The following is a 23,835-nucleotide window of genomic DNA, read 5'->3' as shown; positions in this document are numbered from 1 at the left end:
ACCTAAATTTTATGTCAGAACAAACAAAATATACCGAAGACAATATACGCTCTCTAGACTGGAAAGAACATATCCGAATGCGTCCAGGAATGTATATTGGTAAGCTTGGTGATGGGTCGTCTCCGGATGATGGTATATATATTCTACTTAAAGAAGTACTAGACAACTCTATTGACGAGTATGTTATGGGAGCTGGTAAAACCATTGAGATTTCTATCCAAGGTAGCAAGGTGATTGTACGCGATTATGGTCGTGGGATTCCGTTAGGTAAAGTCGTAGATGTAGTATCTAAAATGAATACAGGTGGTAAGTACGACTCTAAAGCCTTTAAAAAATCTGTAGGTTTAAATGGTGTTGGTACCAAAGCAGTAAATGCATTATCCTCATATTTTAGAGTAGAATCGTCAAGAGATGGTAAAAGTGCTTCAGCAGATTTTGAGCAAGGTAACTTGGTCGATCAAGAATTTTTAGAAGAAACAAGTAGACGTAAAGGGACTAAAGTCTCTTTTATACCAGATGATGTCATCTTTAAAAATTACAAGTATAGAAGCGAGTATGTGGTTAAAATGCTTAAAAACTATGTGTACCTTAATCCAGGATTAACCATAGTTTTTAATGGTGAAAAATATTATAGTGAAAACGGATTAAAAGATCTATTAGCCGAAAAAATTGCAGAATCCGACTTGCTATACCCAATCATCCATCTTAGAGGTGATGATATTGAAGTCGCATTAACCCACAGTAAAACACAGTATAGCGAGGAGTATAATAGTTTTGTAAATGGTCAAAATACCACACAAGGAGGTACTCATTTAAATGCATTTAGAGAAGGATTAGTTAAAACTATTCGTGATTTTTTTGGAAAGCAATATGATGCATCAGATATACGTAAATCAGTTGTTAGTGCAATTGCTATTAAAGTTATGGAGCCTGTTTTTGAAAGTCAAACCAAGACCAAATTAGGGTCCACAGACATGGGTGGCGACTTACCAACGGTACGTACTTATGTCACCGACTTTTTAAAAACACATTTAGATAATTACCTTCATAAAAATCCAGATACTGCAGAGAAAATTCAGCGTAAAATTTTACAAGCAGAACGTGAGCGTAAAGAATTATCTGGAATCCGAAAATTAGCAAAGGACAGAGCAAAAAAAGCAAGTTTACATAACAAAAAACTACGCGATTGTCGTATTCATTTTGGGGACACAAAAAACGAGCGTAACCTAGAAAGTACACTGTTTATTACCGAGGGAGATTCGGCTTCCGGAAGTATCACAAAATCTAGAGATGTTAATACACAGGCAGTTTTCAGTTTAAAAGGAAAACCGTTAAATTGTTATGGATTAACTAAAAAGATAGTGTATGAGAATGAAGAATTCAACTTATTGCAAGCTGCATTAAACATTGAAGAATCTCTAGAAGATTTACGTTACAATAACGTAGTTATAGCAACAGATGCTGATGTCGATGGGATGCACATACGTTTATTATTAATCACATTCTTTTTACAGTTTTTTCCTGAAATTATAAAGGAAGGACATTTATACATTTTGCAAACACCATTATTTAGAGTTCGTAATAAAAAAGAAACCATTTATTGCTATTCTGATGAAGAGCGCATCAATGCTATAGAAAAATTAAAACCTAAACCAGAAATTACACGATTTAAGGGGTTAGGTGAAATTAGTCCAGACGAGTTTGTACATTTTATAGGTGAAGATATTAGATTGGATCCTGTTATGTTAGACGATAATATGTCTATTGAAGAATTACTATCGTTTTACATGGGAAAAAACACACCAACCAGACAAGAGTTTATTATTGATAATCTAAAAGTAGAATTAGATTTAATTGAGGAGGAAAAATAAATGACAGAAGACAACGACGACCTAACTAACGACAACATAGAACATCAAGAACCACAAGAAACCATTACCAGAATTACTGGTATGTATAAAGAATGGTTTTTAGATTACGCCTCTTACGTTATTTTAGAACGTGCTGTACCAGCAATTGAAGATGGTTTTAAGCCTGTACAACGACGTATCATGCATTCCATGAAAGACTTGGATGATGGACGTTACAATAAAGTTGCCAATATTGTTGGTCACACGATGCAATACCATCCGCATGGTGATGCTAGTATTGCAGATGCAATGGTGCAAATTGGTCAAAAAGATTTATTAATAGATACCCAAGGAAACTGGGGAAATATTCTAACAGGCGATCGAGCTGCTGCTTCACGTTATATTGAAGCACGTATTTCTAAATTTGGATTAGACGTTGTTTTTAACCCAAAAATTACCGAGTGGCAAGCGTCTTATGATGGTAGACGTAAAGAGCCTGTTAATCTTCCAGTAATGTTCCCGCTGTTATTAGCTCAAGGAGGAGAAGGAATTGCAGTAGGTTTATCAACCAAGATTTTACCACATAATTTTATCGAGTTGATTGACGCGTCTATAAAGCATCTTCAAGGAAAACGATTTACTATTTTACCAGATTTTCCAACAGGAGGTATAGCAGATTGTAGCGACTATAATGATGGTTTAAGAGGCGGAAAGGTACGTTGTCGTGCAAAAATTAGTCAATTAGATAAGACCACTTTAGTAGTTAACGAATTACCTTTCGGGACGACCACTTCATCTTTAATAGATTCCATTTTAAAAGCTAACGATAAAGGAAAAATAAAAATTAAAAAAATTGAAGACAATACATCTGCTGAGGTCGAGATTTTAATTCATTTGCCTTCAGGTTTATCTCCAGATAAAACCATTGATGCATTATACGCCTTTACAGCATGCGAGACTTCAATTTCGCCTTTAGGCTGTGTTATTGAAGACAATAAACCGTTGTTTATTGGTGTCACAGAAATGTTACGTCGTAGTACAGACAAAACAGTTCAGCTTTTAAAACAAGAATTAGAAATAAAATTAGGCGAATTAGAAGAGCAGTGGCACTTCGCAAGTTTGGAGCGTATATTTATCGAAAATCGTATCTATCGTGATATCGAGGAAGAAGACACTTGGGAAGGCGTTATCAAGGCTATCGATAAAGGATTACAGCCACATATTAAACATCTAAAACGTCCTATTACAGAAGACGATATTACACGTTTAACAGAAATACGAATCAAACGTATTTCTAAATTTGATATTGATAAAGCGCAACAAAAAATTGATGCGTTAGAAGAGCAAATAGCAGAAGTTAAACATCATTTAGCTAATCTAATTGATTATGCTATCGCCTATTTTAAGCGATTGAAAAAAGAGTATGGTGAAGGTAGAGAGCGCAAAACAGAATTACGTGCTTTTGAAGATGTAGATGCCACAAAAGTTGTGATTAGAAATACCAAACTATACGTTAATCGTGAAGAAGGGTTTATTGGCACATCTTTGCGTCGAGACGAGTATGTTTGCGATTGTAGTGATATAGATGATATAATTGCATTTACTGCAGATGGTAAAATGATGGTGACCAAAGTAGATAGCAAAACCTTTATTGGTAAAAATATTGTTCATGTTGCTGTCTTTAAAAAGAAAGATAAACGTACCATCTACAATATGATTTATCGCGACGGAACTAAAGGTGCCTCTTATGTTAAACGTTTTGCTGTTACCTCAATTACAAGAGATAAAGAATACGACTTAACCAATGGAAATAAAGGGTCTAAACTTTGGTACTTCTCTGCTAACCCTAATGGTGAAGCAGAAGTAGTTACAATTAGTCTACGTCAGGTAGGAAGTATTAAAAAACTAAAATGGGACTTAGATTTTGCAGATATTTTAATTAAAGGACGTGCCTCAAAAGGTAATGTGGTTACCAAATACGCGATTAAATCTGTAGAATTAAAAGAGAAAGGAATTTCAACTTTAAAACCTCGAAAAATCTGGTTTGATGATACCGTTCAAAGACTAAACGTTGATGGTAGAGGTGAGCTGATTGGCGAGTTTAGAGGTGAAGATAAGTTGTTAATAATCAACCAAAAAGGAGTTGTCAAAACAGTTACACCAGAAGTGACTTTACATTTTGATGATGATATGATTATTTTAGAAAAATGGATACCTAAAAAACCTATTTCTGCAATATATTTTGATGGCGAAAAAGAAAAATATTTTGTTAAACGCTTTGTTATAGAAAACGAAAATAAAGAAGAATCCTTTATTACAGATCATCCAAATTCGCAGTTAGAAATTGTCTCTACAGACTGGAAGCCTGTTGCAGATATCGAATTTACTAAAGAACGTGGTAAGGATAGACGCGATAATGAAACTATTAATTTAGAAGAATTTATTGCCATTAAAGGAATTACAGCTTTAGGAAACCAATTAACTAAACATAAAGTTAACCAGATTAATCTTTTAGATCCAATCCCTTATGAGGCTCCAGAAGAGACTCCTGCAGAAGAATTAGAGGTTGTGGATGAAGAAACTGTAACTAAAGACTCTGATAATCAATCAGAAAGTAAAAGTAAAGAGTCGTCTTCAACAAAAGATAATGACGATAATTCTGATTTTGGATTGGATGATAAAGGTCAGGTGACTTTGTTTTAATCTTAATAATAATGATGCAAGTTTTATAATTCTATAAATATTTTAAAAAATGATGTAACATCAACTGCTTAGTTGTGTTGCACTTTTGTATTCAGAGAATCGAATATTAATAAATATTTAAAATAATTAAAAACTATGAAATCATTAAAATTCACAAAAATTGCAGTTTTATCTTTACTAACAGCAGTATCATTTACATCTTGTAGTAATGATGATGATAGTGTCGATATGAATAATCAAAACAACTCATCAGTAAAAGTTTATGCATCTAACAATTCAGACGGAAACATCACAATTTATGATGTAACCAACTCATCCTCTGTAACCTCTAAAACTTTAATTACTACTAGTTTAGCTGCAGATGGTGTGTATTATGACAGTACTAACGATTTTTTATTACAAGCCTCTAGAACAGACTTAGGTTTAGAAGGTTTTAATAATACAAAAGATCTTGTCTCAGGAAGTGTTTTATCTATAGATATTGATGGTCCAAACGACATGCAAAGCCCAAGAGAGGTTGCTGTAAACGGAAACTTAATTGTGGTTGCAGATAATGCAGATGTAGATGGGATTTCAGCAACACCAGATGGTAGACTGTATATTTACAGCAAAAACGGAAACTCTATTACTTTAAGAAATACTATTATTACAGATTTTAAAGTTTGGGGAATTACCTTTAAAGGGAATGATTTATATGCAGTTGTAGATGCTACTAACGAGATTGCTGTTTTCACAAACTTTTTGTCTAATACAACTAATACTACATTAAGTGCAACAAAAAGAATTGCAATTGAAGGATTAGTTAGAACACACGGAATAACTTATGACTCAGCTTCAGATGTTATGGTTTTAACAGATATTGGTGCTGCATCAAATAGTCAAGATGATGGAGGTTTTCATTTTATCGAAAATTTTACAGCTAAATTTAACGGAGTTTCTAATGGTGGTACTTTAGCTGCTAGTCAACAAATTAGAGTTGCAGGTAGTTCAACTTTATTAGGAAATCCTGTGGATGTCGCTTATGATGCTACTTCACAAACCGTTTATATTGCAGAAGCAGGTAATGGTGGAGGAAGAATATTAGCATTTAATAATTTTGCGTCTGGTGGAAATATATCGCCAATTATTAATACTACTTTAGCTGCAGCTTCATCTGTTTATTTATCTAAATAAGTTTTAAAAACTTAAAAAGCCCATCAATTTTGATGGGCTTTTTTTATTTCTTCTTACTAATTTTCTGGTTCAAAAACTCTACAAACAAAGAAAACGCTATTGCAAAATATAAGTATCCTTTAGGGATAGCGCCTACAGTTTTACCAAAAAATGTAGTGTGGGATAAATGTCCAGCTTCTGTAATTAGCATAAAGCCAATTAAAATTAAAAATGATAATCCTAAGATCTGAATACTTGGATTACTATCTATAAATCGTCTTATTTTATTAGCAAAAACAATCATGATAATTATAGAAATCATAACCGCAATAATCATTAACACTAAATTATAATTATGGTTATCAGACAATCCATTTGTCATTCCTACCGCAGTTAAAATAGAATCTATAGAAAATATAAAATCTATTATTAAAATTTGTACAATTGCTTGTTGTAAAGACTGTATAACCTTTCCCTTTACTTCATCTTCATCATGTTTAGGGGTTTCAACTTTTTCTCTAATTTCTGAAGTAGATTTGTAAATTAAAAATAAACCTCCAAAAAATAATATCAAGGCTTGCCAACTAAGCTCTAAGTGCATCCAATCTAAATCCAAAGTATAAAATGGTTTAGAAAGTCCAACTAAAAACGATACAAAAAACAGTAGTATAATACGTTGGACCATTGCTAGAATTAATCCAATATTTGTGACTTTACCGCGTTGGTTTTCTGGAAGCTTATTAGCAGCTATGGATATAAAAACTATATTATCTATTCCTAAAATTATTTCTAGAAACGTTAAGGTAAGCAATGCAAAAATGGCATCACTTGAGGTGAAAAATTCTAACATAGTGTATTATTTTTTTCGGTAAGCAATTCCTTTTTGCTTAAAATTTTCTCCAACATAAGAATATTCAAAAGTGTAAGAGGAATCTGTTGTTTTTAATATTTTAAGATGTACATCTTTACGTTCTGCCATATTTTTAGGATTGATAGTTTTATAAACAACCTCACAGTCATTGATCCATCTTATTTGTGTACTATCAACTTTTCCATTATAAAACTCAACCTGTATGCTATCTGTTCTAGAAAAGGTAGAAGTAAATATTTTATCATTAATAATGACTTCACTGTAAAATAATCCAGTTTTAAAGTCGCTACAATTACGCTCTACTTGGTAGCAGCTAGTCAATACTATTAAGAAAAAAAGAAAAATAAAACGATGCTTCATTAAAATTGTATTTAATACAAAATTAATGAATTGTTAGTTTAAAATTTTGAAAAAGACAACCTTTCTATAAATCGCGTATTTGAAAATTATCTGTAGCTTATCACGAATTCTCAAAATTTGAAAAACTACCGTCTGTATAAAAAATAACGATACGTTCAATTGTTTTTCCTTCAGAAGTCTTTTTGATACTATTTTTTTCAGATTCTGAAACTATAGGATTAGAGTTGTTTTTGTTTTCAGATTCGGTAAATAAATCTTGATTTATGTTTTTAGAATTTTGTTGTTCTGTTTTTATAGTGGCATCAGATTTTGGAAATTGACCTTTACCATTCATCAACCAATACAATTCAACTTCCGGAAAAGAGGCAAGGACTTTTAAAACAAATTCTAAACTTGGTTTATTTCTTCCAGATAGTATATGAGAAATACTAGATCGTTGCACACCAATTTTTTCAGCAAAAGAGGAGGCACTTTCACCGTAATAATCAATAATTTTTTGAAGTCTTTTAGAAAATTCTGCGTTGTTTATCATGGTGGTACAAATGTAAACAAATAATTAATAATTGTAGTGTTACATTTGTAAAATTATATGATACATATAGAGAAAACCTCTTCAAAAGACATCTAAAACATTATACTTATACTTTAAATAAAATATATTAAATCATTGAAATAGAGTAAATTAAATAATAATAATTAATTCTGATTATAATTATCGTGCTTGACTTGAATTTAAGTAGGTATAAAACATCAAATTGTTTACAGAAGTAAATTACAAATGTAAAATTTATTGTTTACAAATGTAAATAATCAATTGGTTACATTTGTAAACCAATTAGACAGCTATGAATCATAAACTAATTAATGACTTATATAACTCTTATAAAGAAGATGCTTTATTTGGGCGTTATATTAGACTAGAAGATATTAATCCTCTTATAAAAAACTTACCCTCTCAATTTAACATTGATGTCATAGGACGCTCTGTTTTAAATCAAGACATACATTCTATAACTTTTGGATCTGGCTCTAAAAAAATATTAATGTGGTCTCAAATGCATGGTAACGAGTCTACCACCACTAAAGCTGTTTTTGATCTTTTAAATGTTTTTAAAGACCATCAATTAGATAGTATCTTAAAAGATTGTACTATTAAAATAATTCCAATGCTAAATCCAGATGGTGCTAAAGCTTATACTAGGCTAAATGCCAATAGGGTTGATTTAAATAGAGATGCGCAGGATTTATCCCAACCAGAAAGCAAGGTGCTTCGATCGTGTTTTGACGCTTTTAAACCTAACTATTGCTTTAATTTACATGGTCAACGTACTATGTATAGTGTTGGTCAAAGTAGTCGTACTGCAACTTTATCGTTTTTATCTCCTGCGGAAGATGAGCAAAGAAGCATTACAGAGACAAGAAAAAAAGCTATGGAAATTATAGTGCACATTAACAACATGCTTAAAGATAGATTGCCTAATCAAATTGGTCGTTATGATGATGGATTTAATATTAATTGTGTTGGTGACACTTTTCAATCTTTACAAGCTCCAACTGTACTTTTTGAGGCTGGACACTATAAAAACGACTATGTTAGAGAGGAGGTAAGAGTATTTACATATAATGCTTTGCTACATGCCATTAATTATATATCTAATAATGATATTACTGGACAGGTTTATAAAGATTACTTTAATATACCAGAAAACGGGAAACAGTTTTACGATATTATTATAAGAAATGGGCAATTTGAAAACGGGACTTTTGATGTAGGTATCAATTATCAAGAAAAATTGGTAGATAATTCCTTAAAATTTATTCCAGAAGTGGTTACAATTGATGATTTATCTAATTTTTATGGTCATAATGAGCTAAATGCCAATGGTAGTAAGATTTTAAATCCAAAAGGAGAGCTAATTAATTTGGGTGACTCAAACGATTTCGTAACTATTAATAATGTGAAATCATCACTAAATCTTTATAAAATTCGTTAATTAATGCATATTATTCATTAAAAATGTTTTAATTTTGTCTATTATATAATAAACACAAGAAAATGGCAAAGTTTAAATTAGACGAAATTGATCACCAGATTTTGGATATGTTAATTGAGAACACACGTGTTCCGTTTACAGATATAGCAAAAAAATTATTGATATCAGCAGGTACTGTTCATGTTAGAGTTAAAAAAATGGAAGATGCAGGTATAATTAAAGGATCTTCTTTAACTTTAGATTACAAAAAATTAGGATATTCTTTTATCGCTTATGTTGGTGTTTTTTTACAAAACACGTCTAGAACTTCTTTTGTTTTAGAGCGCATTAACGAGATTCCTTTTGTTACTGTAGCACACGTGACTACTGGAAAATTTAATGTGTTCTGTAAAATTAGAGCACGTAATACAGAGCATGCAAAAGATATTATTTTTATGTTAGATGATATTGAAGGTGTTTACAGAACAGAAACTATGATATCTTTAGAAGAAAGTATTAATGATAAAAAGCGTTTAATGCATAGTATTTTTAACGATTTATAAATACAACAAAGCATAAGTTTTACAGAAACGCTTCAATATTGAAGCGTTTTTTTGTTTCTTTAATTAAAAATAGTTTAAATGACAACTACAGATTTGCAACAAGACGAATACTTACCTTATTTTAAAAATTATATAGATAAAGCAAAAGGTGTAGAGTTGTTATCAGGTTTGGAATCTGAATTTAAAAAGGCTTATCAATTTTACACCTCAATTCCTGAAGAAAAATTAGATTTTAGATATGCTGAAAATAAGTGGAATATTAAAGAAATTATAAGTCATTTAATAGATACAGAGCGTATATTTTGCTACAGAGCATTATGCTTTGCAAGGCATGACAACACTATCTTACCAGGTTTTGACGAAAACAATTATGTGGACTACAGTTATGCAAAAACTAGAACAATTAAAAGCTTGCTGGAAGAATATACAACGGTTAGACAGGCAACTATTACTTTGTTTAATAGTTTTGCTAATCAAAGTTTAATGCGTAAAGGTGTGGCTGGAGCAGGAGAGGTGTCTGTTAGGGCTTTAGGGTTTTTAATAATTGGTCATGAAAAGCATCATATAGACATTATTAATCAGCGCTATTTATAACTACTCTTCTTCGTCAGATAAAATTAACTGCTCATCCAATTGCTTTTCGTTAAAATCAACCACAACATGACCTTCACTATTGGTTTCTACTTCTACGTTAGAATCAAAATTTGTCATGGTGTAGTGTAATTTACTGCTAACTTTTACTAAATAAATAGTGTCATCAGTTTTAACTTCTACCGCTTCAATAGTTTCATTTTTATGGTTATCAAAAACAATTATATCATTGTCTCCATAACCATCAGGATACTTTTGGGTAAGCAAATTTAGTACCTCAGGAGTTAATTTTTTATAATCTACAATTACTCTTCTCATATCAATTTATTTAAATTAATATTTAATTAGAATAGTCTTGTAACATAGCAATTACCTAAAATTACAATTTTTTTTTAAGCAAAAGTATTATTCGTTATAAAATTTAAAAGAATTGATTATCAATTCATTGGAAGCTACGCAATTAATTTTGGATTTACCAATAGTTTCAATAAGTGCAAAATTAATGGTTCCTTTTTCATTTTTCTTATCAAATTTCATTAAGTCGATAATAGCTGCGTAGTCTGTTTCAGGAATATCTATTTTACCAAATACCTTTATAGTATTATTTTTAATCTGTTGTGCTTTGTCCATGGATAAGTTTAGCAACTCTGCAGATAAAAAACTTTCTAGAATCATTCCAATAGCTATTGCTTCACCATGTAATAACGCTTTGGTTTTATGGTTTAAATAAAACGATTCTATGGCGTGTCCAAGTGTATGACCAAAGTTTAGCGATTTTCTTAGGTTTTGTTCTGTTGGGTCTTGCTCTACTATAGCTTTTTTAATTTCTATAGAATCATAAATTAATTGGTCCAAATCATCAAGGGTTAAATCGGACAATTCGGTTAATTTATTATAGTAAGACTCATTGTAAATTAGTCCATGTTTTAGCATTTCTGCTAGCCCAGAGCGCATTTCTCTTGCGGATAGTGTTGATAAATAATTGGTATCAACCAGCACCATATTAGGAGTTTTAATAATCCCAATTTGATTTTTTATAGGACCTAAGTCTACACCATTCTTTCCACCAATAGAAGCGTCTACCATGGATAATAATGTGGTCGGAATGTTTATAAACTGAATTCCTCTTTGGTAAGTACAAGCTACAAATCCTCCTAAATCCGTTACAACTCCACCACCCAAATTAATCAGTAATGTTTTGCGGTCTGCTCGTAACTCAGATAAAGTTTCCCAAACACCTAAACAAGTGTCTATGGTTTTGTGTTGTTCGCCAGCTTCTATCTCGATGACTTCTATGGTTAATTCTGTAACCAAATTGCTTAATAATACAGGTAAACAGTGAGTTGAAGTGTTAGAATCCACTAAAACAAATATATTAGAAAACGAATTTTCTTTAATGTAATTGTTTAAAGCTGTATAGCTATTTTGGTTAAAATGAATGATATAATCTTGAGTAGAAATTGAAGTCATATTTTTTATAATAATGAAATGTAAAAATAAGGAGTTTTTAAATAAATATGGGTTTGAAGGTTTATATTTGTCATTATAATTTTGAGATCTAATGAGTCCAGAAAAAATTTTTGATAATACCGAAATAGCTTTCGCTTTAAAATCTAAAAAAGAACTTCAAAAAACACGTTTCCTCTTTAAAATGATGTCCAATCCATGGTTAGTAAAAATTGGATCTTGGTTAACTAGAACATCTTTAAATTTAGGATTACCAGTAAAAGGCTTAATTAAAAAAACCATATTCAATCAATTTTGCGGTGGAGAAACAGAGCAAGAATGTCTTCCTGTTATTCATAAACTAAATGAAGTAGGTGTGTCTTCTATTATGGATTATTCTGTTGAAGGCAAAGAAAGTGAAGCTGATTTTGATGCTGCAGCCAAAAAGAAAGTAGAATTAGTAGCTTTTGCAAAAGCCAATAAAGAAATCCCTATAGTAGCTATGAAACCTACTGCTTTAGGGCGTTTTGCTTTGTGGCAAAAGGTGTCTGAAAAGAAACCTTTAACTCAAGCAGAAGAACAAGAGTGGCAACGTATTGTTGATCGTTTTGATAGTATATGTAAAGCAACGTATGATGCAGAATTACGTGTACTTATTGATGCGGAAGAAAGTTGGATGCAAGATGCTGCAGATGATTTGGTAGAGCTTATGATGGAGCGCTACAATACAAACCGTATGACAGTATATAACACGTTACAGTGTTACAGATGGGATAGAATAGATTATTTAAAAGCCATCCATCAACGCGCTAAAGACAAAGGATTTATGTGCGGAATGAAAATAGTAAGAGGTGCTTACATGGAAAAAGAAAGAGAACGTGCAGAAGAGAAAGGGTATCCATCACCAATTTGTGCAACAAAAGAAGAAACAGATATCACTTTTAATGAGGCTTTAAAATATATTTTAAATAACAAACAAGATTTTTCTGTGTTTGTTGGGACACATAACGAAGCTAGCTCTTATTTAGCTATGGACATTATGGATAATAAAAAGATAGAGAGTAATGATAATACAGTTTGGTTTGGTCAATTATATGGTATGAGCGACCATATTAGTTTTAACCTCTCCCAACATGGTTATAATACAGCAAAATTAATTCCGTTTGGACCTGTTAAAGAAGTAATTCCATATTTAATTCGTCGTGCTGAAGAAAATACAAGTGTAGCAGGACAAACAGGTAGAGAATTAACCTTGTTAAATAAAGAAATGAAGCGTAGAAAGACTTAATTTAAAAACTGAATAGATTGTAAGGTAGCAATACTATCACAGTTTTCGATGTAAAAAGATACGTTTTGTTGATCTTTTGTTGTGCCAGAAATGTAGTAAACGCCACAAGGTTCTTTTCTAGGTTCGCTTTTAGAAAAATTAACGTCGCCTTCTTTTAATATATAGCTAATTGCAGCAGTATCAATCGTTTTTGATGCAATTAATGCTTCGCTTTCTGTAGAAAATTTAAGTGTTTTAGTTCTAATACTTTTTAATACGCGTCCTTCAGGACCATAGTTATATTCGCAAGAGACGCCTCTTCCGTTTAAAAATAAGGCTAAAATGACAAGTCCAATAGCAAATCCACCTAAGTAATATCCAAATCTGTGTAATAATTTCATGTACTAATTATTGAGCTGCAAATTTAGAATATTAATAGATTAATATCACTATGTTTTAGATCAAACCATTCACCAACTGCTCGACTAGTTAAAATACCATGATAAAAATATAATCCATTTTTTAAGCCTTTATCAAACCTAATGGATTGTTCTAAACCACCATCATCTGCAATTTTAAGTAAATAAGGCGTGAAAATATTACTAATAGAAGCGGAAGCAGTCCTAGAGTATCGCGCAGGAATATTAGGCACGCAATAATGGATAACACCATGTTTGTTGTACGTAGGATTATTGTGTGTGGTGACGTCACTAGTTTCAAAACACCCTCCCATATCTATACTAACATCAATTATTACTGAACCTTTTTTCATGCTTTCAACCATAGTCTCGGACACGATAATAGGTGCTCTGTCTTTTCCCCTTACTGCACCAATAACCACATCGCAACGTTTTAAAGCTTTGCTTAAATATTTTGGCTGAATGGTGGACGTGTACAATGTTCGTCCTAAATTGGCTTGTAAACAGCGTAATTTTGTAATAGAATTATCAAACACTTTAACATTAGCGCCTAATCCCACTGCGCTTCTAGCAGCAAATTCGCCGACAGTTCCTGCGCCTAATATTACAACTTCAACTGGTGGTACACCGCTAATATTACCAAACATTAACCCATTACCGTTACTAGAATTACTGAGTAGTTCTGCAGCAATTAACACAGAAGCAGTTCCTGCAATTTCACTTAATGCACGTACAGCTGGATACGCACCATCTTCATCACGAATAAACTCAAACGCTAACGCAGTAATACGTTTAGACGCTAATGTTTCAAAGTATTTTTTGGTTTGTGTTTTTATTTGAAGCGCAGAAATAAGTGTGGTCTGCGGATTTATTAATTGTAATTCGTCTAGAGTAGGAGGTTCGACCTTTAAAATCATAGGACACGCGTAGACTTTTGCGGTGTCTTTGGTGACTTCTGCACCAGCTTCGCTATAATCTCTATCGCTAAAGTTGGCACCTTTACCAGCTTCAGACTCTATTAATACTTTATGACCATTATTAACAATTGCCGATACTGCATCTGGTGTCAAGCACACACGTTTTTCTTGAAACGCTGTCTCTTTTGGGATACCAATAAAAAGCTCGCTTTTGTGTTTATAAATTTCTAAAGTTTCTTCTTGTGGTAATAATTGTGCTTTAGAAAAAGGGGAGAGGGGTTTGGACATAATTAAGTTGGTTTTTTAAACAGAAACAAATTACAAAATAAAATGCAAAATTGTACTATTAAAAATACTGCTTAATTTTACCCCATAAAGTTTTTGGTTTGAAGGTTAACTCGTCTTCTAAATCTTGTATGGATTGATCAACTGTATTAAGCCTATTAAATATACGTGCTCTTATTAGATATATTGAAGGGATTATAATTGCCATAAATGGAACCATATGTATTAATTCAAATTCATCAAATAAATAAGTGTCAGATAAAGCAAATCCAAGTAATTGGTAAGCATACATAATTATTGGTACTAAAAGTGCGTGATGCCACCAATGTCTGCATGTTAAAAACCAAATACACAACAACAATAATGGTACCAATTTGCCAGTCGCTGTCCATACCACTATCTGAGCACTTTCTATATTTTTACTTTCAAAAGTGTAAAAAAAAGTGTCCCAAATCGGTTGATCTGGAACACTTTCATAAATGTAAAACAGATAAGGTGTTAAAGCGATAATTGTGGCTAAAATCGAACCTGTTATAATAATTTTCTTATTACCCGTTTGCTGGGATTTTAATTTTTCTACCGTCGATTTCTGTTGTTTGTTGTCCATTTAAATCAATCAGATTTGTTGCTTGTGCAGTGAATAATACACCACCAAAAATTGCTAATGCAATTACATACTTTTTAGTACTCATAATGTTAGGGATTTAATTAATTAATACGTCTAAAGTATAGAAAATCCGTAATCAAAAAGTGTCTAAATGTTAAAATTATGTTAAAAAACGCATTTTTTAAATTTTGCGATGTGGTTTAAACCGCATTTAGTCAAAAATACACATTTTATTGAAAGAAAAAAGAGAAATTTTATCCAAAATTCTTTAATGTTAGGGCTCTTGCAGTATTTTCGGACAAAGTGATGTTAACAATAGTGTAATCATCTTGAAGTAAAGGTTTTAATAGACTTGGCCACTCCACAAACACATATTGATCACTATAAATATAAGTTTCTATTCCAAAATCATATAATTCATCTTCATCCTCAACACGATAAAGGTCAAAATGATAGATAGACTCTTCATCAGTTACATACTCGTTAACCAAAGAAAACGTTGGGCTACTTACAATATCATTACTACCCAATAGTTTTACAAGGGTTTTTATTAATGTAGTTTTACCAACACCCATATCGCCTTCAAATAAAATAGTTTTAGAAGTTGCCTGCTCTAAGATTTTTTTTGCTACAGACTCGACGTCGTCTAGATTATAATTAATGGTCACTGTTTAAAGTTTTTTGCAAAAATAAATTATTTAGGACTTAAAACAGCAAACGGAATAATCATTTCTTCTAAAGATACTCCACCATGTTGGTAAGTGTTTCTGTAGTAGCTTACATAATGGTTGTAGTTATTAGGATAAGCAAAAAACAAATCACTTTTAGCAAAAATAAACGAGCTATTCATATTAATAGATGGTAAGTGAATAGTCTTTGGGTCTTTAGCTGCTAACACATCTTTAGCTTCATAGCTTAAACTGCGACCAGTTTTATAGCGTAAATTTAAACTGGTATCTCTATCGCCAATTACTTTTGAAGGGTTTTTAACATTAATAGTTCCGTGATCTGTAGTAATGATTAGTTTAAAACCCATTTGTTGGGCTTGCTGAATCATTTCAAGTAATGGCGAGTTTTTAAACCAACTCTGTGTTAAGCTTCTATAAGCTTTGTCATTTGAGGCTAACTCCTTAACGACATCCATTTCTGTTTTAGAGTGCGACAACATGTCTACAAAATTATAAACCACTACTGTTAAATCGTTGTCTTTAAGCCCTCTAAAGTTTTCTGCTAATTTTTTACCCTGAGATAGGTTAGTAATTTTATAATATTCATGTTTAAGATTAGTTAATCCTAATCGTTTCATTTGTGCGTTTAAAAAATCGGCTTCATGCAAGTTTTTACCACCATCATCAGTATCGTTTTTCCAATACTCTGGATGTAGCTTCTCCATATCACTAGGCATTAAACCAGAGAAAATTGCATTTCTGGCATATTGTGTTGCTGTAGGTAAAATGCTAAAAAAAGCTTCTTCTTTTTGTTTTTTGTAGTGATTGTTTACTGATGGCTCAAACGCTTTCCATTGGTCGTAGCGTAAATTATCTACCACAATTAACAATGTTGGTTGTTCTTTACTTAATTCTGGAGCAATCTTTTCTCTAAATAATGTATGTGATAAAGTTGGCGCATCTGTATTAGGCTCAAACCATGTTGGATAAACTTTATCTATAAACTTTCCAAATTGGATATTGGCTTCGTTTTTCTGAGATTCTAAAATCTCGAACATACTTGGGTCTTCAATATCCTCAAGTTGCATTTCCCAATAGATTAGTTTTTTATATAAGTCAACCCATTCTTCATAACTATTTACCATGGACAAATCCATTGCAATTTTCCTAAATTCCTGTTGGTAATTAGATGTGGTTTTCTCTGATACTAATCTAGAATGGTCTAAATTCTTTTTTAAACTCAGAAGAATTTGGTTAGGATTAACAGGTTTAATTAAGTAGTCTGCAATTTTATTACCAATTGCTTCTTCCATGATATATTCCTCTTCGCTTTTAGTAATCATCACTACAGGAAGGGTGTCTTGTTTTTCTTTAATTTCATTTAAAGTTTCTAAACCAGTAAGACCAGGCATGTTTTCGTCTAAAAAAACAATATCAAATTTCTTTTCATCTAATATTTCTAAAGCTTCAGTACCACTATTACAAGTAGTAACATGGTAATTTTTTTTCTCCAAAAACAGGATGTGAGGTTTTAGTAAATCTATTTCGTCGTCAACCCAAAGAATATTTATATTGTTCATGTATATTTGTGTGTATTAATTATTAATAGCTTAAGCTTGAAACCAAGTAACAAACTTAAAATCTTAAACGATCCAATTTACGGATTTATTACAATACCAAATTCATCTATTTTTGAATTAATAGAGCATAAATATTTTCAGCGCTTAAGACGCATTTCTCAAATGGGGTTGTCTTATTTAGTATATCCAGGCGCTCATCACACACGTTTTCATCATGCAATTGGCTGTATGCATTTAATGCAAAAAGCCATACAAGTCCTTCGTTTTAAGGGTGTTGAAATTTCTGTAGATGAAGAAAAAGCCTTATACATAGCTATTTTATTGCACGATATTGGACATGGTCCATTTAGTCACGCAATGGAACATAGCATTGTAAATGGTGTCTCTCATGAAGAAATTTCGCTACTTTTTATGCAAGAATTAAATGCAGAATTTAACGACGATTTAACACTTGCTATCCAAATTTTTAAAGGAGAGTATCACAGAAAATTTATGTTACAGTTAATATCTAGTCAAATAGATATGGATCGTGCAGACTATTTAAAACGTGATAGTTTTTATACAGGTGTTGCAGAGGGTAACATTAATAGCGAGCGATTAATTACTATGCTTAATGTGAAAAACGACGAGCTAGTAATAGAGGATAAAGGCATTTATAGTGTCGAAAAGTTTTTAGTGGCTAGACGTTTAATGTATTGGCAAGTGTATTTGCACAAAACTAGTTTGGTAGCAGAACAATTACTAATTCGTGTATTAAAACGTGCTAAAGAGCTAACCAAAAACGGAGTGTCATTAAATGCTAGTCAACCCTTGTCCTTCTTTTTGAATAATGAAATTACATTAAAAGAATTTAATAATAACTGTTTAGAAACTTTTGCAAAGTTAGACGATTATGATATAGTTTCTGCTATGAAAAATTGGCAGTATCATGAAGATTTCGTGCTTAGTAATTTATGCGAAATGATTATTAACAGAAACCTTTTAAAAATTAAAATTAAAAAGAAACCTATTAAAACCGAAAGCTTACAAAGCCATATTAATGCTTTGCAAGTAAAATATAATATCACTGAAGCAGAAGCAAACTATTTTGTGTTTACAGGACAGATTAGCAATCAAGCTTATTCTCAAAAAAAGCAAAACATAAAAATTTTGCATAAAAATGGTAAAGTTGAAGATATTGTTAAAGCATCAGACCAGTTAAATCTTAAAGCCTTATCAAAACCTGTGACTAAATATTATATATGCTATCCAAAAGACCAACTTTAGCACATTTTTTCTATTTTTGTGGACAATGAAATTTACAGCAGAACAAATAGCTGGTATTTTAGATGGTGTCGTAGTAGGCAACCCTCAAGCAGAGGTCTCTAAACTATCCAAAATTGAAGAAGGTGTTAAAGGGGCATTAACCTTTTTGGCAAATCCAAAATACACACCTTATATATATACAACAAAAGCGACTATTGCAATTGTTGATAAAGATTTTGTACCAGAACAGGATATAAATTGTACGTTAATTAAAGTTGAAGACGCTTATAAATCGTTTTCAAAACTATTAGAATATTATAATCAAGTAAAGCTAAATAAATTTGGTATTGAGCAACCAAGCTCAATTTCTAAATCGGCTAAAATTGGTAAAGATATTTATATTGGTGCGTTTACTGTTATTGGAGATAATGTTACAATAGGTGATAACGTCAAGATTTTTGCTAACAGTTATATAGGAGATAATGTTGTTATAGGAGATAATTCTGTGTTATTTTCTGGAGCTAAAGTTTATTCGGACTGTATTATTGGTAAACATTGTGTTATCAATTCTGGAGCAATAATTGGAGCAGATGGCTTTGGGTTTGCGCCAAACGAGAATGGAGAATATACTAAAGTACCACAAATTGGAAATGTTATTTTAGAAGATTATGTGGATGTTGGTGCAGCTACAACTATAGATCGTGCAACGTTAGGTTCGACGATTATTAGACAAGGCGTAAAGTTAGATAACCAAATTCAAATTGCACACAACGTAGAAATTGGAAAAAACACAGTAATTGCTGCTCAAACAGGTATAGCTGGATCTACTAAAATTGGCGAAAACTGCCAAATAGGAGGCCAAGTAGGTTTTGCAGGTCATTTGACTATTGGAAATAATGTAAAGATACAAGCACAATCTGGTATAGGAAGAAATATAAAAGATAACGAAATATTACAAGGTTCACCTGCTTTTAGTTATGGAGACTGGAATAAATCTTATGTTTACTTTAAAAACCTTCCTAAATTAGTTAAAACTATAAATGAATTAGAAAAAAAAGGCAATGGGAATAATTAGTACCGATATAAAGCAAAAAACAATCCAAAAGGAAGTATCCCTTAAAGGTGTTGGCTTACATACAGGAAAAGACGTTACCTTAACTTTTAAACCTGCTCCAGAAAATGCTGGATTTGCGTTTAAAAGAATAGATTTAGAAGGAAGCCCTGTAATTGAAGCAGATGCCAATTATGTAACTAATACACAACGTGGTACTTGTTTAGAAAAAAACGGAGTCACCATTCAAACTTGCGAGCATGTATTAGCTGCATTGGTTGGACTAGATATAGATAATGCTATAATTGAATTAAACGATACCGAACCACCAATTATGGACGGTTCAGCTAAGTTTTTTGTTGAAGCTTTAGAAAAAGCTGGAATAGAGACACAAGAGGCTTGTCGTGAAGAATATGAAGTAACAGATGTGATATCTTATACAGATGAAGAATCTGGAAGCGAAATATTAGTTATGCCAGCTAAAGAATACCAAGTCACAACCATGGTGGATTTTGGCACTAAAGTATTAGGCACTCAAAATGCGACGTTAAATCACATGTCAGATTTTAAAACTAATATCTCGGACTCGAGGACGTTTAGTTTTTTGCATGAATTAGAATCGTTGTTAGAAAACGGATTAATTAAAGGTGGCGATTTAAATAATGCAATTGTTTATGTAGATAAAGAGTTGTCTCCATCAACCATGGAAAAGCTAAAAGTCGCTTTTAAAAAAGACTCTATAGCAGTTAAGCCCAATGGAATATTAGATAATTTAACACTGCATTATCCCAACGAAGCAGCTAGACATAAGCTTTTAGATGTTATTGGCGATTTAGCTTTAATTGGAACAAGAATTAGAGGAAAAGTAATTGCTAACAAACCTGGACATTTTGTAAACACACAGTTTGCGAAAAAAATGTCTAAGTTAATTAAAAACGAAAGACGTAATAATGTTCCAAAAATTGATTTAAATCAACCTCCAGTAATGGATGTTAATCAAATCATGGACATGTTGCCTCACAGACAACCATTTTTATTATTGGATAAGGTTTTTGAACTATCAGACAATCATGTTATAGGTCTTAAAAACGTAACCATGAATGAGGAGTTTTTTAAAGGACACTTCCCAGGAGCACCAGTAATGCCAGGTGTTTTAATTGTAGAAGCAATGGCGCAAACTGGAGGAATCTTGGTTTTAAGTACAGTACCTGATCCTGAAAATTACTTAACTTTTTTCATGAAAATGGATAATGTTAAGTTTAAACAAAAAGTAGTGCCTGGTGATACGTTAATATTTAAATGTTCATTAATATCACCTATTAGAAGAGGTATTTGTCATATGCAAGGATATGCCTATACTAACGGAAAGCTTTGTGCAGAAGCTGAGCTTATGGCACAAATTACTAAAGTAAAATAATTATAAAATGAAACGAGTAATCCTTCGTTACTCTAAGTAATTTTTAAGTTTAAAATACATACATATTTTAGACATTTAATAAAATAAAATTATAAAAATGAACCAACCTCTAGCATACGTACATCCAGGAGCTAAAATTGCCAAGAATGTTGTTATTGAACCATTTACAACTATTTATAACAATGTTACAATTGGCGAAGGAACATGGATTGGAAGTAATGTCACAATAATGGAAGGCGCAAGAATTGGTAAAAATTGTAATATTTTTCCAGGATCAGTAATTTCTGCGGTACCACAAGATTTAAAATATGATGATGAGGATACATTAACTATTATTGGTGATAATGTAACCATCAGAGAATGTGTAACCATCAACAGAGGGACAACAGACAGAATGAAAACGGTAGTTGGTAATAACTGTTTGATTATGGCATATTGCCATATTGCTCACGATTGTATTGTTGGAAACAATTGTATTTTTTCAAATAACAGCACTTTAGCAGGACATATCACCATAGGTGATTATGTGATTTTAGCAGGTATGACTGCAGTACATCAATTTTGCTCTGTTGGGAATCATGCGTTTGTTACAGGAGGATCGTTAGTGCGTAAGGATGTTCCACCATTTGTAAAAGCTGGTCGTGAACCATTATCATATGTTGGTATTAATTCTGTAGGACTAAGACGTAGAGGATTCACCACAGAAAAAATTAGAGAAATTCAAGATATTTTTAGAATTCTGTACCAAAAAAATTACAATAATTCTCAAGCTGCTGCTATTATTGAAGCAGAAATGGAAGCAACAACAGAACGCGATGAAATTCTTCAATTTATCAAAAATTCGCATCGTGGAATTATGAAAGGATATTTCAAATCAAATTAAAATATAAAATAATAAACAACAATGGTTACAACTTCAGATATTAGAAATGGATTATGTATAAGATATAATAATGATATTTATAAAATCATAGAATTTTTACATGTAAAACCAGGTAAAGGTCCTGCATTTGTTAGAACAAAATTAAAAAGTGTTACTAACGGTAAAGTAATTGATAATACGTTTTCTGCAGGTCATAAATTAGATGATGTTAGAGTAGAAACTCATAAATTTCAATATTTATATAATGATGGCGAATTCTATCATTTTATGAATGAAGCTGATTACACGCAAATTAGATTATTAGAAGCAGCTTTAGATACTCCAGAATTAATGAAAGAAGGAGAAGTTGTGACGGTTATTATTAATACAGAAGACAATATGCCACTTTCTGTAGAAATGCCAGCAAGTGTTATATTAGAAGTCACTGCAACAGAACCTGGAGTTAAAGGTAATACAGCAACAAACGCTACAAAACCTGCTACAGTTGAAACTGGAGCAACAGTAAACGTGCCTTTATTTATCAACGAAGGTGATAAAATTAAAGTAGAAACCGACAAGGGAACTTACAAAGAACGCGTTAAGGAGTAGGTTTATATTATGAAATTCCCTAATCCACATACCTTAGAGCATATCGCAAACCTAATTGATTGTCAATTTATTGGCGACTCAGAGTTTATGGTATTAGGTATGAATGAAATCCATGTGGTTGAACCTGGAGATATTGTTTTTGTAGATCATCCAAAATACTATGATAAAGCACTACAAAGTGCTGCAACTATAGTATTAATTAATAAAGAAGTGGATTGTCCAGAAGGTAAAGCACTTTTAATAAGTGATGATCCGTTTAGAGATTTCAATAAATTAACCAATCACTTTAAACCTTTTAAAAGCTCTAATGTTTCTATTTCTGCTTCAGCAAAAATTGGAAAAAACACCATTATTCAACCCAATTGCTTTATTGGTAATAATGTAACCATAGGAGATAATTGTGTCATACATTCTAATGTAAGTATTTATGATGATGCTGTTATAGGTAACAATGTAACTATTCACGCTGGATGTGTTTTAGGTGCAAGTGCTTTTTATTACAAAAACAGACCAGAAGGGTTTGATCAATTAAAATCTGGAGGTAGAGTAGTTATTAAAGACAATGTAGATATTGGTGCTTTATGCACCATAGATAAAGGAGTTACAGGAGATACTATTATTGGTGAAGGCTCTAAATTAGATAATCAAATCCAAGTTGGACATGATACGGTTATTGGTAAAAAATGCTTGATAGCCTCACAAACAGGTATTGCTGGTTGTTGTATTATTGAAGATGAAGTTACCCTTTGGGGACAAGTTGGAACTACTAGTGGAATAACCATTGGTAAAAAAGCCAATGTGTTAGGTCAAACTGGTGTTACTAAATCTATTGAAGGTGGAAAATCGTACTTCGGAACTCCAATTGAAGAATCTCGTGTAAAACTAAAAGAGTTAGCATACATAAAGAAAATTCCTGAAATATTAGACCAATTAAAAAATAAATAGATGTCAGCAAAAGAGATAGTTAAGGCGTTTTACGACTCAGATTTAGCTAATGATGCATCAGTAGTGTCAACGTTTTTTCATAAAGATTGTCAATTGCATTGGAATAGTAGTCAAGGATTTACAATACTGGATTATGATGGATTAGAAGGCTTTTTTGAAGGGACACGTCAATCGTACAAAGCCCTTCGTTTTAAGTTCAGCCATATTTTAGAAGACAACCCATTTGTAACCACTAGACATACGTTGTTTGGCAATACTATTGAAGATCCAGATAATGAAATTGCTTTAGCTCATTTTACTTCTATTTGGGAAGTTAAAGATGGCAAATTGTTTCGTTGTCACGAAATAAGTCAGCTAGCAGATGACAAAACTTTAGAATCAAATTCATTTTCTGAAATAAAAATCTAAAATAGTTTTAAAAAATAGCTATCAAAAACTTACTTTTGCAGAGCAA

Annotated in this window: 25 protein-coding genes; 14 read left to right on the top strand and 11 right to left on the bottom strand. The window is 31.9% G+C overall.

What is annotated here, in order from left to right; translation table 11 throughout:
* The first annotated feature begins 11 nt into the window (after positions 1-11).
* The 3 genes from LY08_RS12365 to LY08_RS12355 all read left to right on the top strand — a co-directional run bounded on the left by LY08_RS12365 (position 12) and on the right by LY08_RS12355 (position 5,726).
* On the top strand, positions 12-1,871 hold the full coding sequence (locus tag LY08_RS12365; protein WP_111660763.1) for a DNA topoisomerase IV subunit B: 1,860 nt from the start codon (positions 12-14) through the stop codon (positions 1,869-1,871).
* Complete coding sequence (locus tag LY08_RS12360; RefSeq protein ID WP_111660762.1) at positions 1,872-4,553, top strand: DNA gyrase/topoisomerase IV subunit A; 2,682 nt, start codon at positions 1,872-1,874, stop codon at positions 4,551-4,553. It abuts the gene before it with no gap.
* Between the two features lie 135 nt (positions 4,554-4,688).
* Entirely contained in the window at positions 4,689-5,726 is a 1,038-nt protein-coding gene (locus LY08_RS12355) for a hypothetical protein (protein WP_111660761.1), read from the top strand.
* A gap of 43 nt (positions 5,727-5,769) precedes the next feature.
* Here LY08_RS12355 and LY08_RS12350 read toward each other — a convergent pair whose 3' ends face one another.
* The 3 genes from LY08_RS12350 to LY08_RS12340 form a co-directional block, all read right to left on the bottom strand.
* Complete coding sequence (locus LY08_RS12350; RefSeq protein WP_111660760.1) at positions 5,770-6,555, bottom strand: TerC family protein; 786 nt, start codon at positions 6,553-6,555, stop codon at positions 5,770-5,772.
* A 6-nt stretch (positions 6,556-6,561) separates the two neighbouring features.
* Positions 6,562-6,936 carry a DNA topoisomerase IV gene (locus LY08_RS12345; protein WP_111660759.1) on the bottom strand — a complete coding sequence of 125 codons (375 nt, stop codon included), beginning with the start codon at positions 6,934-6,936 and terminating at the stop codon, positions 6,562-6,564.
* A 100-nt stretch (positions 6,937-7,036) separates the two neighbouring features.
* Positions 7,037-7,468: a helix-turn-helix domain-containing protein gene (locus LY08_RS12340; RefSeq protein ID WP_111660758.1), complete on the bottom strand. Its 432-nt coding sequence runs from the start codon at positions 7,466-7,468 to the stop codon at positions 7,037-7,039.
* 313 nt (positions 7,469-7,781) lie between these two features.
* On the opposite strand from LY08_RS12340, the gene LY08_RS12335 reads away from it, so the two are divergent.
* From LY08_RS12335 to LY08_RS12325, 3 genes are all read left to right on the top strand, one after another.
* Positions 7,782-8,930, top strand: a complete 1,149-nt coding sequence (locus tag LY08_RS12335) for a M14 family zinc carboxypeptidase (protein ID WP_111660757.1) — start codon at positions 7,782-7,784, stop codon at positions 8,928-8,930.
* Between the two features lie 62 nt (positions 8,931-8,992).
* Positions 8,993-9,472, top strand: coding sequence for an Lrp/AsnC family transcriptional regulator (locus LY08_RS12330; RefSeq protein ID WP_111660756.1), 480 nt, complete (start codon positions 8,993-8,995; stop codon positions 9,470-9,472).
* Between the two features lie 78 nt (positions 9,473-9,550).
* Positions 9,551-10,066 (top strand): DinB family protein, encoded by a 516-nt coding sequence (locus LY08_RS12325; RefSeq protein ID WP_111660755.1) that lies wholly within the window; start codon positions 9,551-9,553, stop codon positions 10,064-10,066.
* Here LY08_RS12325 and LY08_RS12320 read toward each other — a convergent pair whose 3' ends face one another.
* Complete coding sequence (locus tag LY08_RS12320) at positions 10,067-10,381, bottom strand: hypothetical protein (protein WP_111660754.1); 315 nt, start codon at positions 10,379-10,381, stop codon at positions 10,067-10,069.
* A gap of 87 nt (positions 10,382-10,468) precedes the next feature.
* The gene (gene aroB, locus LY08_RS12315) at positions 10,469-11,533 is read right to left on the bottom strand and encodes a 3-dehydroquinate synthase (protein WP_111660753.1); all 1,065 of its coding nucleotides are present in this window, start codon (positions 11,531-11,533) and stop codon (positions 10,469-10,471) included.
* Between the two features lie 91 nt (positions 11,534-11,624).
* Here aroB and LY08_RS12310 point away from each other — a divergent pair, with 91 nt between their 5' ends.
* The gene (locus LY08_RS12310) at positions 11,625-12,797 is read left to right on the top strand and encodes a proline dehydrogenase family protein (RefSeq protein WP_111660752.1); all 1,173 of its coding nucleotides are present in this window, start codon (positions 11,625-11,627) and stop codon (positions 12,795-12,797) included.
* Here the strand turns inward: LY08_RS12310 and LY08_RS12305 are convergent.
* The 6 genes from LY08_RS12305 to porX all read right to left on the bottom strand — a co-directional run bounded on the left by LY08_RS12305 (position 12,794) and on the right by porX (position 17,252).
* Positions 12,794-13,177: a DUF4258 domain-containing protein gene (locus tag LY08_RS12305; RefSeq protein ID WP_111660751.1), complete on the bottom strand. Its 384-nt coding sequence runs from the start codon at positions 13,175-13,177 to the stop codon at positions 12,794-12,796. The two genes, LY08_RS12310 and LY08_RS12305, sit on opposite strands and share 4 nt — an antisense overlap.
* A 23-nt stretch (positions 13,178-13,200) precedes the next feature.
* Positions 13,201-14,400: an alanine dehydrogenase gene (locus LY08_RS12300; protein WP_111660750.1), complete on the bottom strand. Its 1,200-nt coding sequence runs from the start codon at positions 14,398-14,400 to the stop codon at positions 13,201-13,203.
* 58 nt (positions 14,401-14,458) lie between these two features.
* Positions 14,459-15,004, bottom strand: a complete 546-nt coding sequence (locus LY08_RS12295) for a hypothetical protein (RefSeq protein ID WP_111660749.1) — start codon at positions 15,002-15,004, stop codon at positions 14,459-14,461.
* Positions 14,946-15,089 (bottom strand): hypothetical protein, encoded by a 144-nt coding sequence (locus tag LY08_RS13585; protein WP_170120613.1) that lies wholly within the window; start codon positions 15,087-15,089, stop codon positions 14,946-14,948. Before LY08_RS13585 ends, LY08_RS12295 begins: the two co-directional genes overlap by 59 nt.
* A gap of 169 nt (positions 15,090-15,258) precedes the next feature.
* Positions 15,259-15,672, bottom strand: a complete 414-nt coding sequence (gene tsaE / locus LY08_RS12290) for a tRNA (adenosine(37)-N6)-threonylcarbamoyltransferase complex ATPase subunit type 1 TsaE (RefSeq protein WP_111660748.1) — start codon at positions 15,670-15,672, stop codon at positions 15,259-15,261.
* Positions 15,673-15,698: 26 nt separating this feature from the next.
* Positions 15,699-17,252 carry a T9SS response regulator signal transducer PorX gene (gene porX / locus LY08_RS12285; protein WP_111660747.1) on the bottom strand — a complete coding sequence of 518 codons (1,554 nt, stop codon included), beginning with the start codon at positions 17,250-17,252 and terminating at the stop codon, positions 15,699-15,701.
* A gap of 36 nt (positions 17,253-17,288) precedes the next feature.
* On the opposite strand from porX, the gene LY08_RS12280 reads away from it, so the two are divergent.
* The 7 genes from LY08_RS12280 to LY08_RS12250 all read left to right on the top strand — a co-directional run bounded on the left by LY08_RS12280 (position 17,289) and on the right by LY08_RS12250 (position 23,789).
* A complete protein-coding gene (locus LY08_RS12280) occupies positions 17,289-18,518 on the top strand; it encodes an HD domain-containing protein (protein ID WP_111660746.1) in 1,230 nt (409 codons plus the stop codon).
* Positions 18,519-18,543: 25 nt separating this feature from the next.
* Positions 18,544-19,572, top strand: coding sequence for a UDP-3-O-(3-hydroxymyristoyl)glucosamine N-acyltransferase (gene lpxD / locus LY08_RS12275; RefSeq protein ID WP_111660745.1), 1,029 nt, complete (start codon positions 18,544-18,546; stop codon positions 19,570-19,572).
* Entirely contained in the window at positions 19,559-20,965 is a 1,407-nt protein-coding gene (locus tag LY08_RS12270; RefSeq protein WP_111660744.1) for a bifunctional UDP-3-O-[3-hydroxymyristoyl] N-acetylglucosamine deacetylase/3-hydroxyacyl-ACP dehydratase, read from the top strand. The genes lpxD and LY08_RS12270 overlap by 14 nt, the downstream gene beginning before the upstream one ends.
* A gap of 97 nt (positions 20,966-21,062) precedes the next feature.
* On the top strand, positions 21,063-21,848 hold the full coding sequence (gene lpxA, locus LY08_RS12265) for an acyl-ACP--UDP-N-acetylglucosamine O-acyltransferase (RefSeq protein ID WP_111660743.1): 786 nt from the start codon (positions 21,063-21,065) through the stop codon (positions 21,846-21,848).
* Between the two features lie 21 nt (positions 21,849-21,869).
* Positions 21,870-22,436 (top strand): elongation factor P, encoded by a 567-nt coding sequence (efp, locus tag LY08_RS12260; protein ID WP_111660742.1) that lies wholly within the window; start codon positions 21,870-21,872, stop codon positions 22,434-22,436.
* A 9-nt stretch (positions 22,437-22,445) separates the two neighbouring features.
* Positions 22,446-23,381, top strand: coding sequence for a UDP-3-O-(3-hydroxymyristoyl)glucosamine N-acyltransferase (locus tag LY08_RS12255; protein WP_111660741.1), 936 nt, complete (start codon positions 22,446-22,448; stop codon positions 23,379-23,381).
* Entirely contained in the window at positions 23,382-23,789 is a 408-nt protein-coding gene (locus tag LY08_RS12250; RefSeq protein WP_111660740.1) for a nuclear transport factor 2 family protein, read from the top strand.
* Positions 23,790-23,835 lie beyond the last annotated feature (46 nt).

Source organism: Olleya aquimaris, from assembly GCF_003259525.1.
GTDB classification, from domain to species: Bacteria; Bacteroidota; Bacteroidia; order Flavobacteriales; family Flavobacteriaceae; genus Olleya; species Olleya aquimaris.
Note: the sequence above shows the minus strand (reverse complement) of the source record. Positions and strands in the feature narration are given on the sequence as shown.

What these genes read in the sequence shown, in the direction of transcription:
- LY08_RS12365 (WP_111660763.1), top strand. Translation starts at nt 12, where the DNA reads ATGTCAGAACAAACAAAATATACCGAAGACAATATACGCTCTCTAGAC.
- LY08_RS12360 (WP_111660762.1), top strand. Translation starts at nt 1,872, where the DNA reads ATGACAGAAGACAACGACGACCTAACTAACGACAACATAGAACATCAA.
- LY08_RS12355 (WP_111660761.1), top strand. Translation starts at nt 4,689, where the DNA reads ATGAAATCATTAAAATTCACAAAAATTGCAGTTTTATCTTTACTAACA.
- LY08_RS12350 (WP_111660760.1), bottom strand. Translation starts at nt 6,555, where the DNA reads ATGTTAGAATTTTTCACCTCAAGTGATGCCATTTTTGCATTGCTTACC.
- LY08_RS12345 (WP_111660759.1), bottom strand. Translation starts at nt 6,936, where the DNA reads ATGAAGCATCGTTTTATTTTTCTTTTTTTCTTAATAGTATTGACTAGC.
- LY08_RS12340 (WP_111660758.1), bottom strand. Translation starts at nt 7,468, where the DNA reads ATGATAAACAACGCAGAATTTTCTAAAAGACTTCAAAAAATTATTGAT.
- LY08_RS12335 (WP_111660757.1), top strand. Translation starts at nt 7,782, where the DNA reads ATGAATCATAAACTAATTAATGACTTATATAACTCTTATAAAGAAGAT.
- LY08_RS12330 (WP_111660756.1), top strand. Translation starts at nt 8,993, where the DNA reads ATGGCAAAGTTTAAATTAGACGAAATTGATCACCAGATTTTGGATATG.
- LY08_RS12325 (WP_111660755.1), top strand. Translation starts at nt 9,551, where the DNA reads ATGACAACTACAGATTTGCAACAAGACGAATACTTACCTTATTTTAAA.
- LY08_RS12320 (WP_111660754.1), bottom strand. Translation starts at nt 10,381, where the DNA reads ATGAGAAGAGTAATTGTAGATTATAAAAAATTAACTCCTGAGGTACTA.
- aroB (WP_111660753.1), bottom strand. Translation starts at nt 11,533, where the DNA reads ATGACTTCAATTTCTACTCAAGATTATATCATTCATTTTAACCAAAAT.
- LY08_RS12310 (WP_111660752.1), top strand. Translation starts at nt 11,625, where the DNA reads ATGAGTCCAGAAAAAATTTTTGATAATACCGAAATAGCTTTCGCTTTA.
- LY08_RS12305 (WP_111660751.1), bottom strand. Translation starts at nt 13,177, where the DNA reads ATGAAATTATTACACAGATTTGGATATTACTTAGGTGGATTTGCTATT.
- LY08_RS12300 (WP_111660750.1), bottom strand. Translation starts at nt 14,400, where the DNA reads ATGTCCAAACCCCTCTCCCCTTTTTCTAAAGCACAATTATTACCACAA.
- LY08_RS12295 (WP_111660749.1), bottom strand. Translation starts at nt 15,004, where the DNA reads ATGGACAACAAACAACAGAAATCGACGGTAGAAAAATTAAAATCCCAG.
- LY08_RS13585 (WP_170120613.1), bottom strand. Translation starts at nt 15,089, where the DNA reads ATGAGTACTAAAAAGTATGTAATTGCATTAGCAATTTTTGGTGGTGTA.
- porX (WP_111660747.1), bottom strand. Translation starts at nt 17,252, where the DNA reads ATGAACAATATAAATATTCTTTGGGTTGACGACGAAATAGATTTACTA.
- lpxD (WP_111660745.1), top strand. Translation starts at nt 18,544, where the DNA reads ATGAAATTTACAGCAGAACAAATAGCTGGTATTTTAGATGGTGTCGTA.
- LY08_RS12270 (WP_111660744.1), top strand. Translation starts at nt 19,559, where the DNA reads ATGGGAATAATTAGTACCGATATAAAGCAAAAAACAATCCAAAAGGAA.
- lpxA (WP_111660743.1), top strand. Translation starts at nt 21,063, where the DNA reads ATGAACCAACCTCTAGCATACGTACATCCAGGAGCTAAAATTGCCAAG.
- efp (WP_111660742.1), top strand. Translation starts at nt 21,870, where the DNA reads ATGGTTACAACTTCAGATATTAGAAATGGATTATGTATAAGATATAAT.
- LY08_RS12255 (WP_111660741.1), top strand. Translation starts at nt 22,446, where the DNA reads ATGAAATTCCCTAATCCACATACCTTAGAGCATATCGCAAACCTAATT.
- LY08_RS12250 (WP_111660740.1), top strand. Translation starts at nt 23,382, where the DNA reads ATGTCAGCAAAAGAGATAGTTAAGGCGTTTTACGACTCAGATTTAGCT.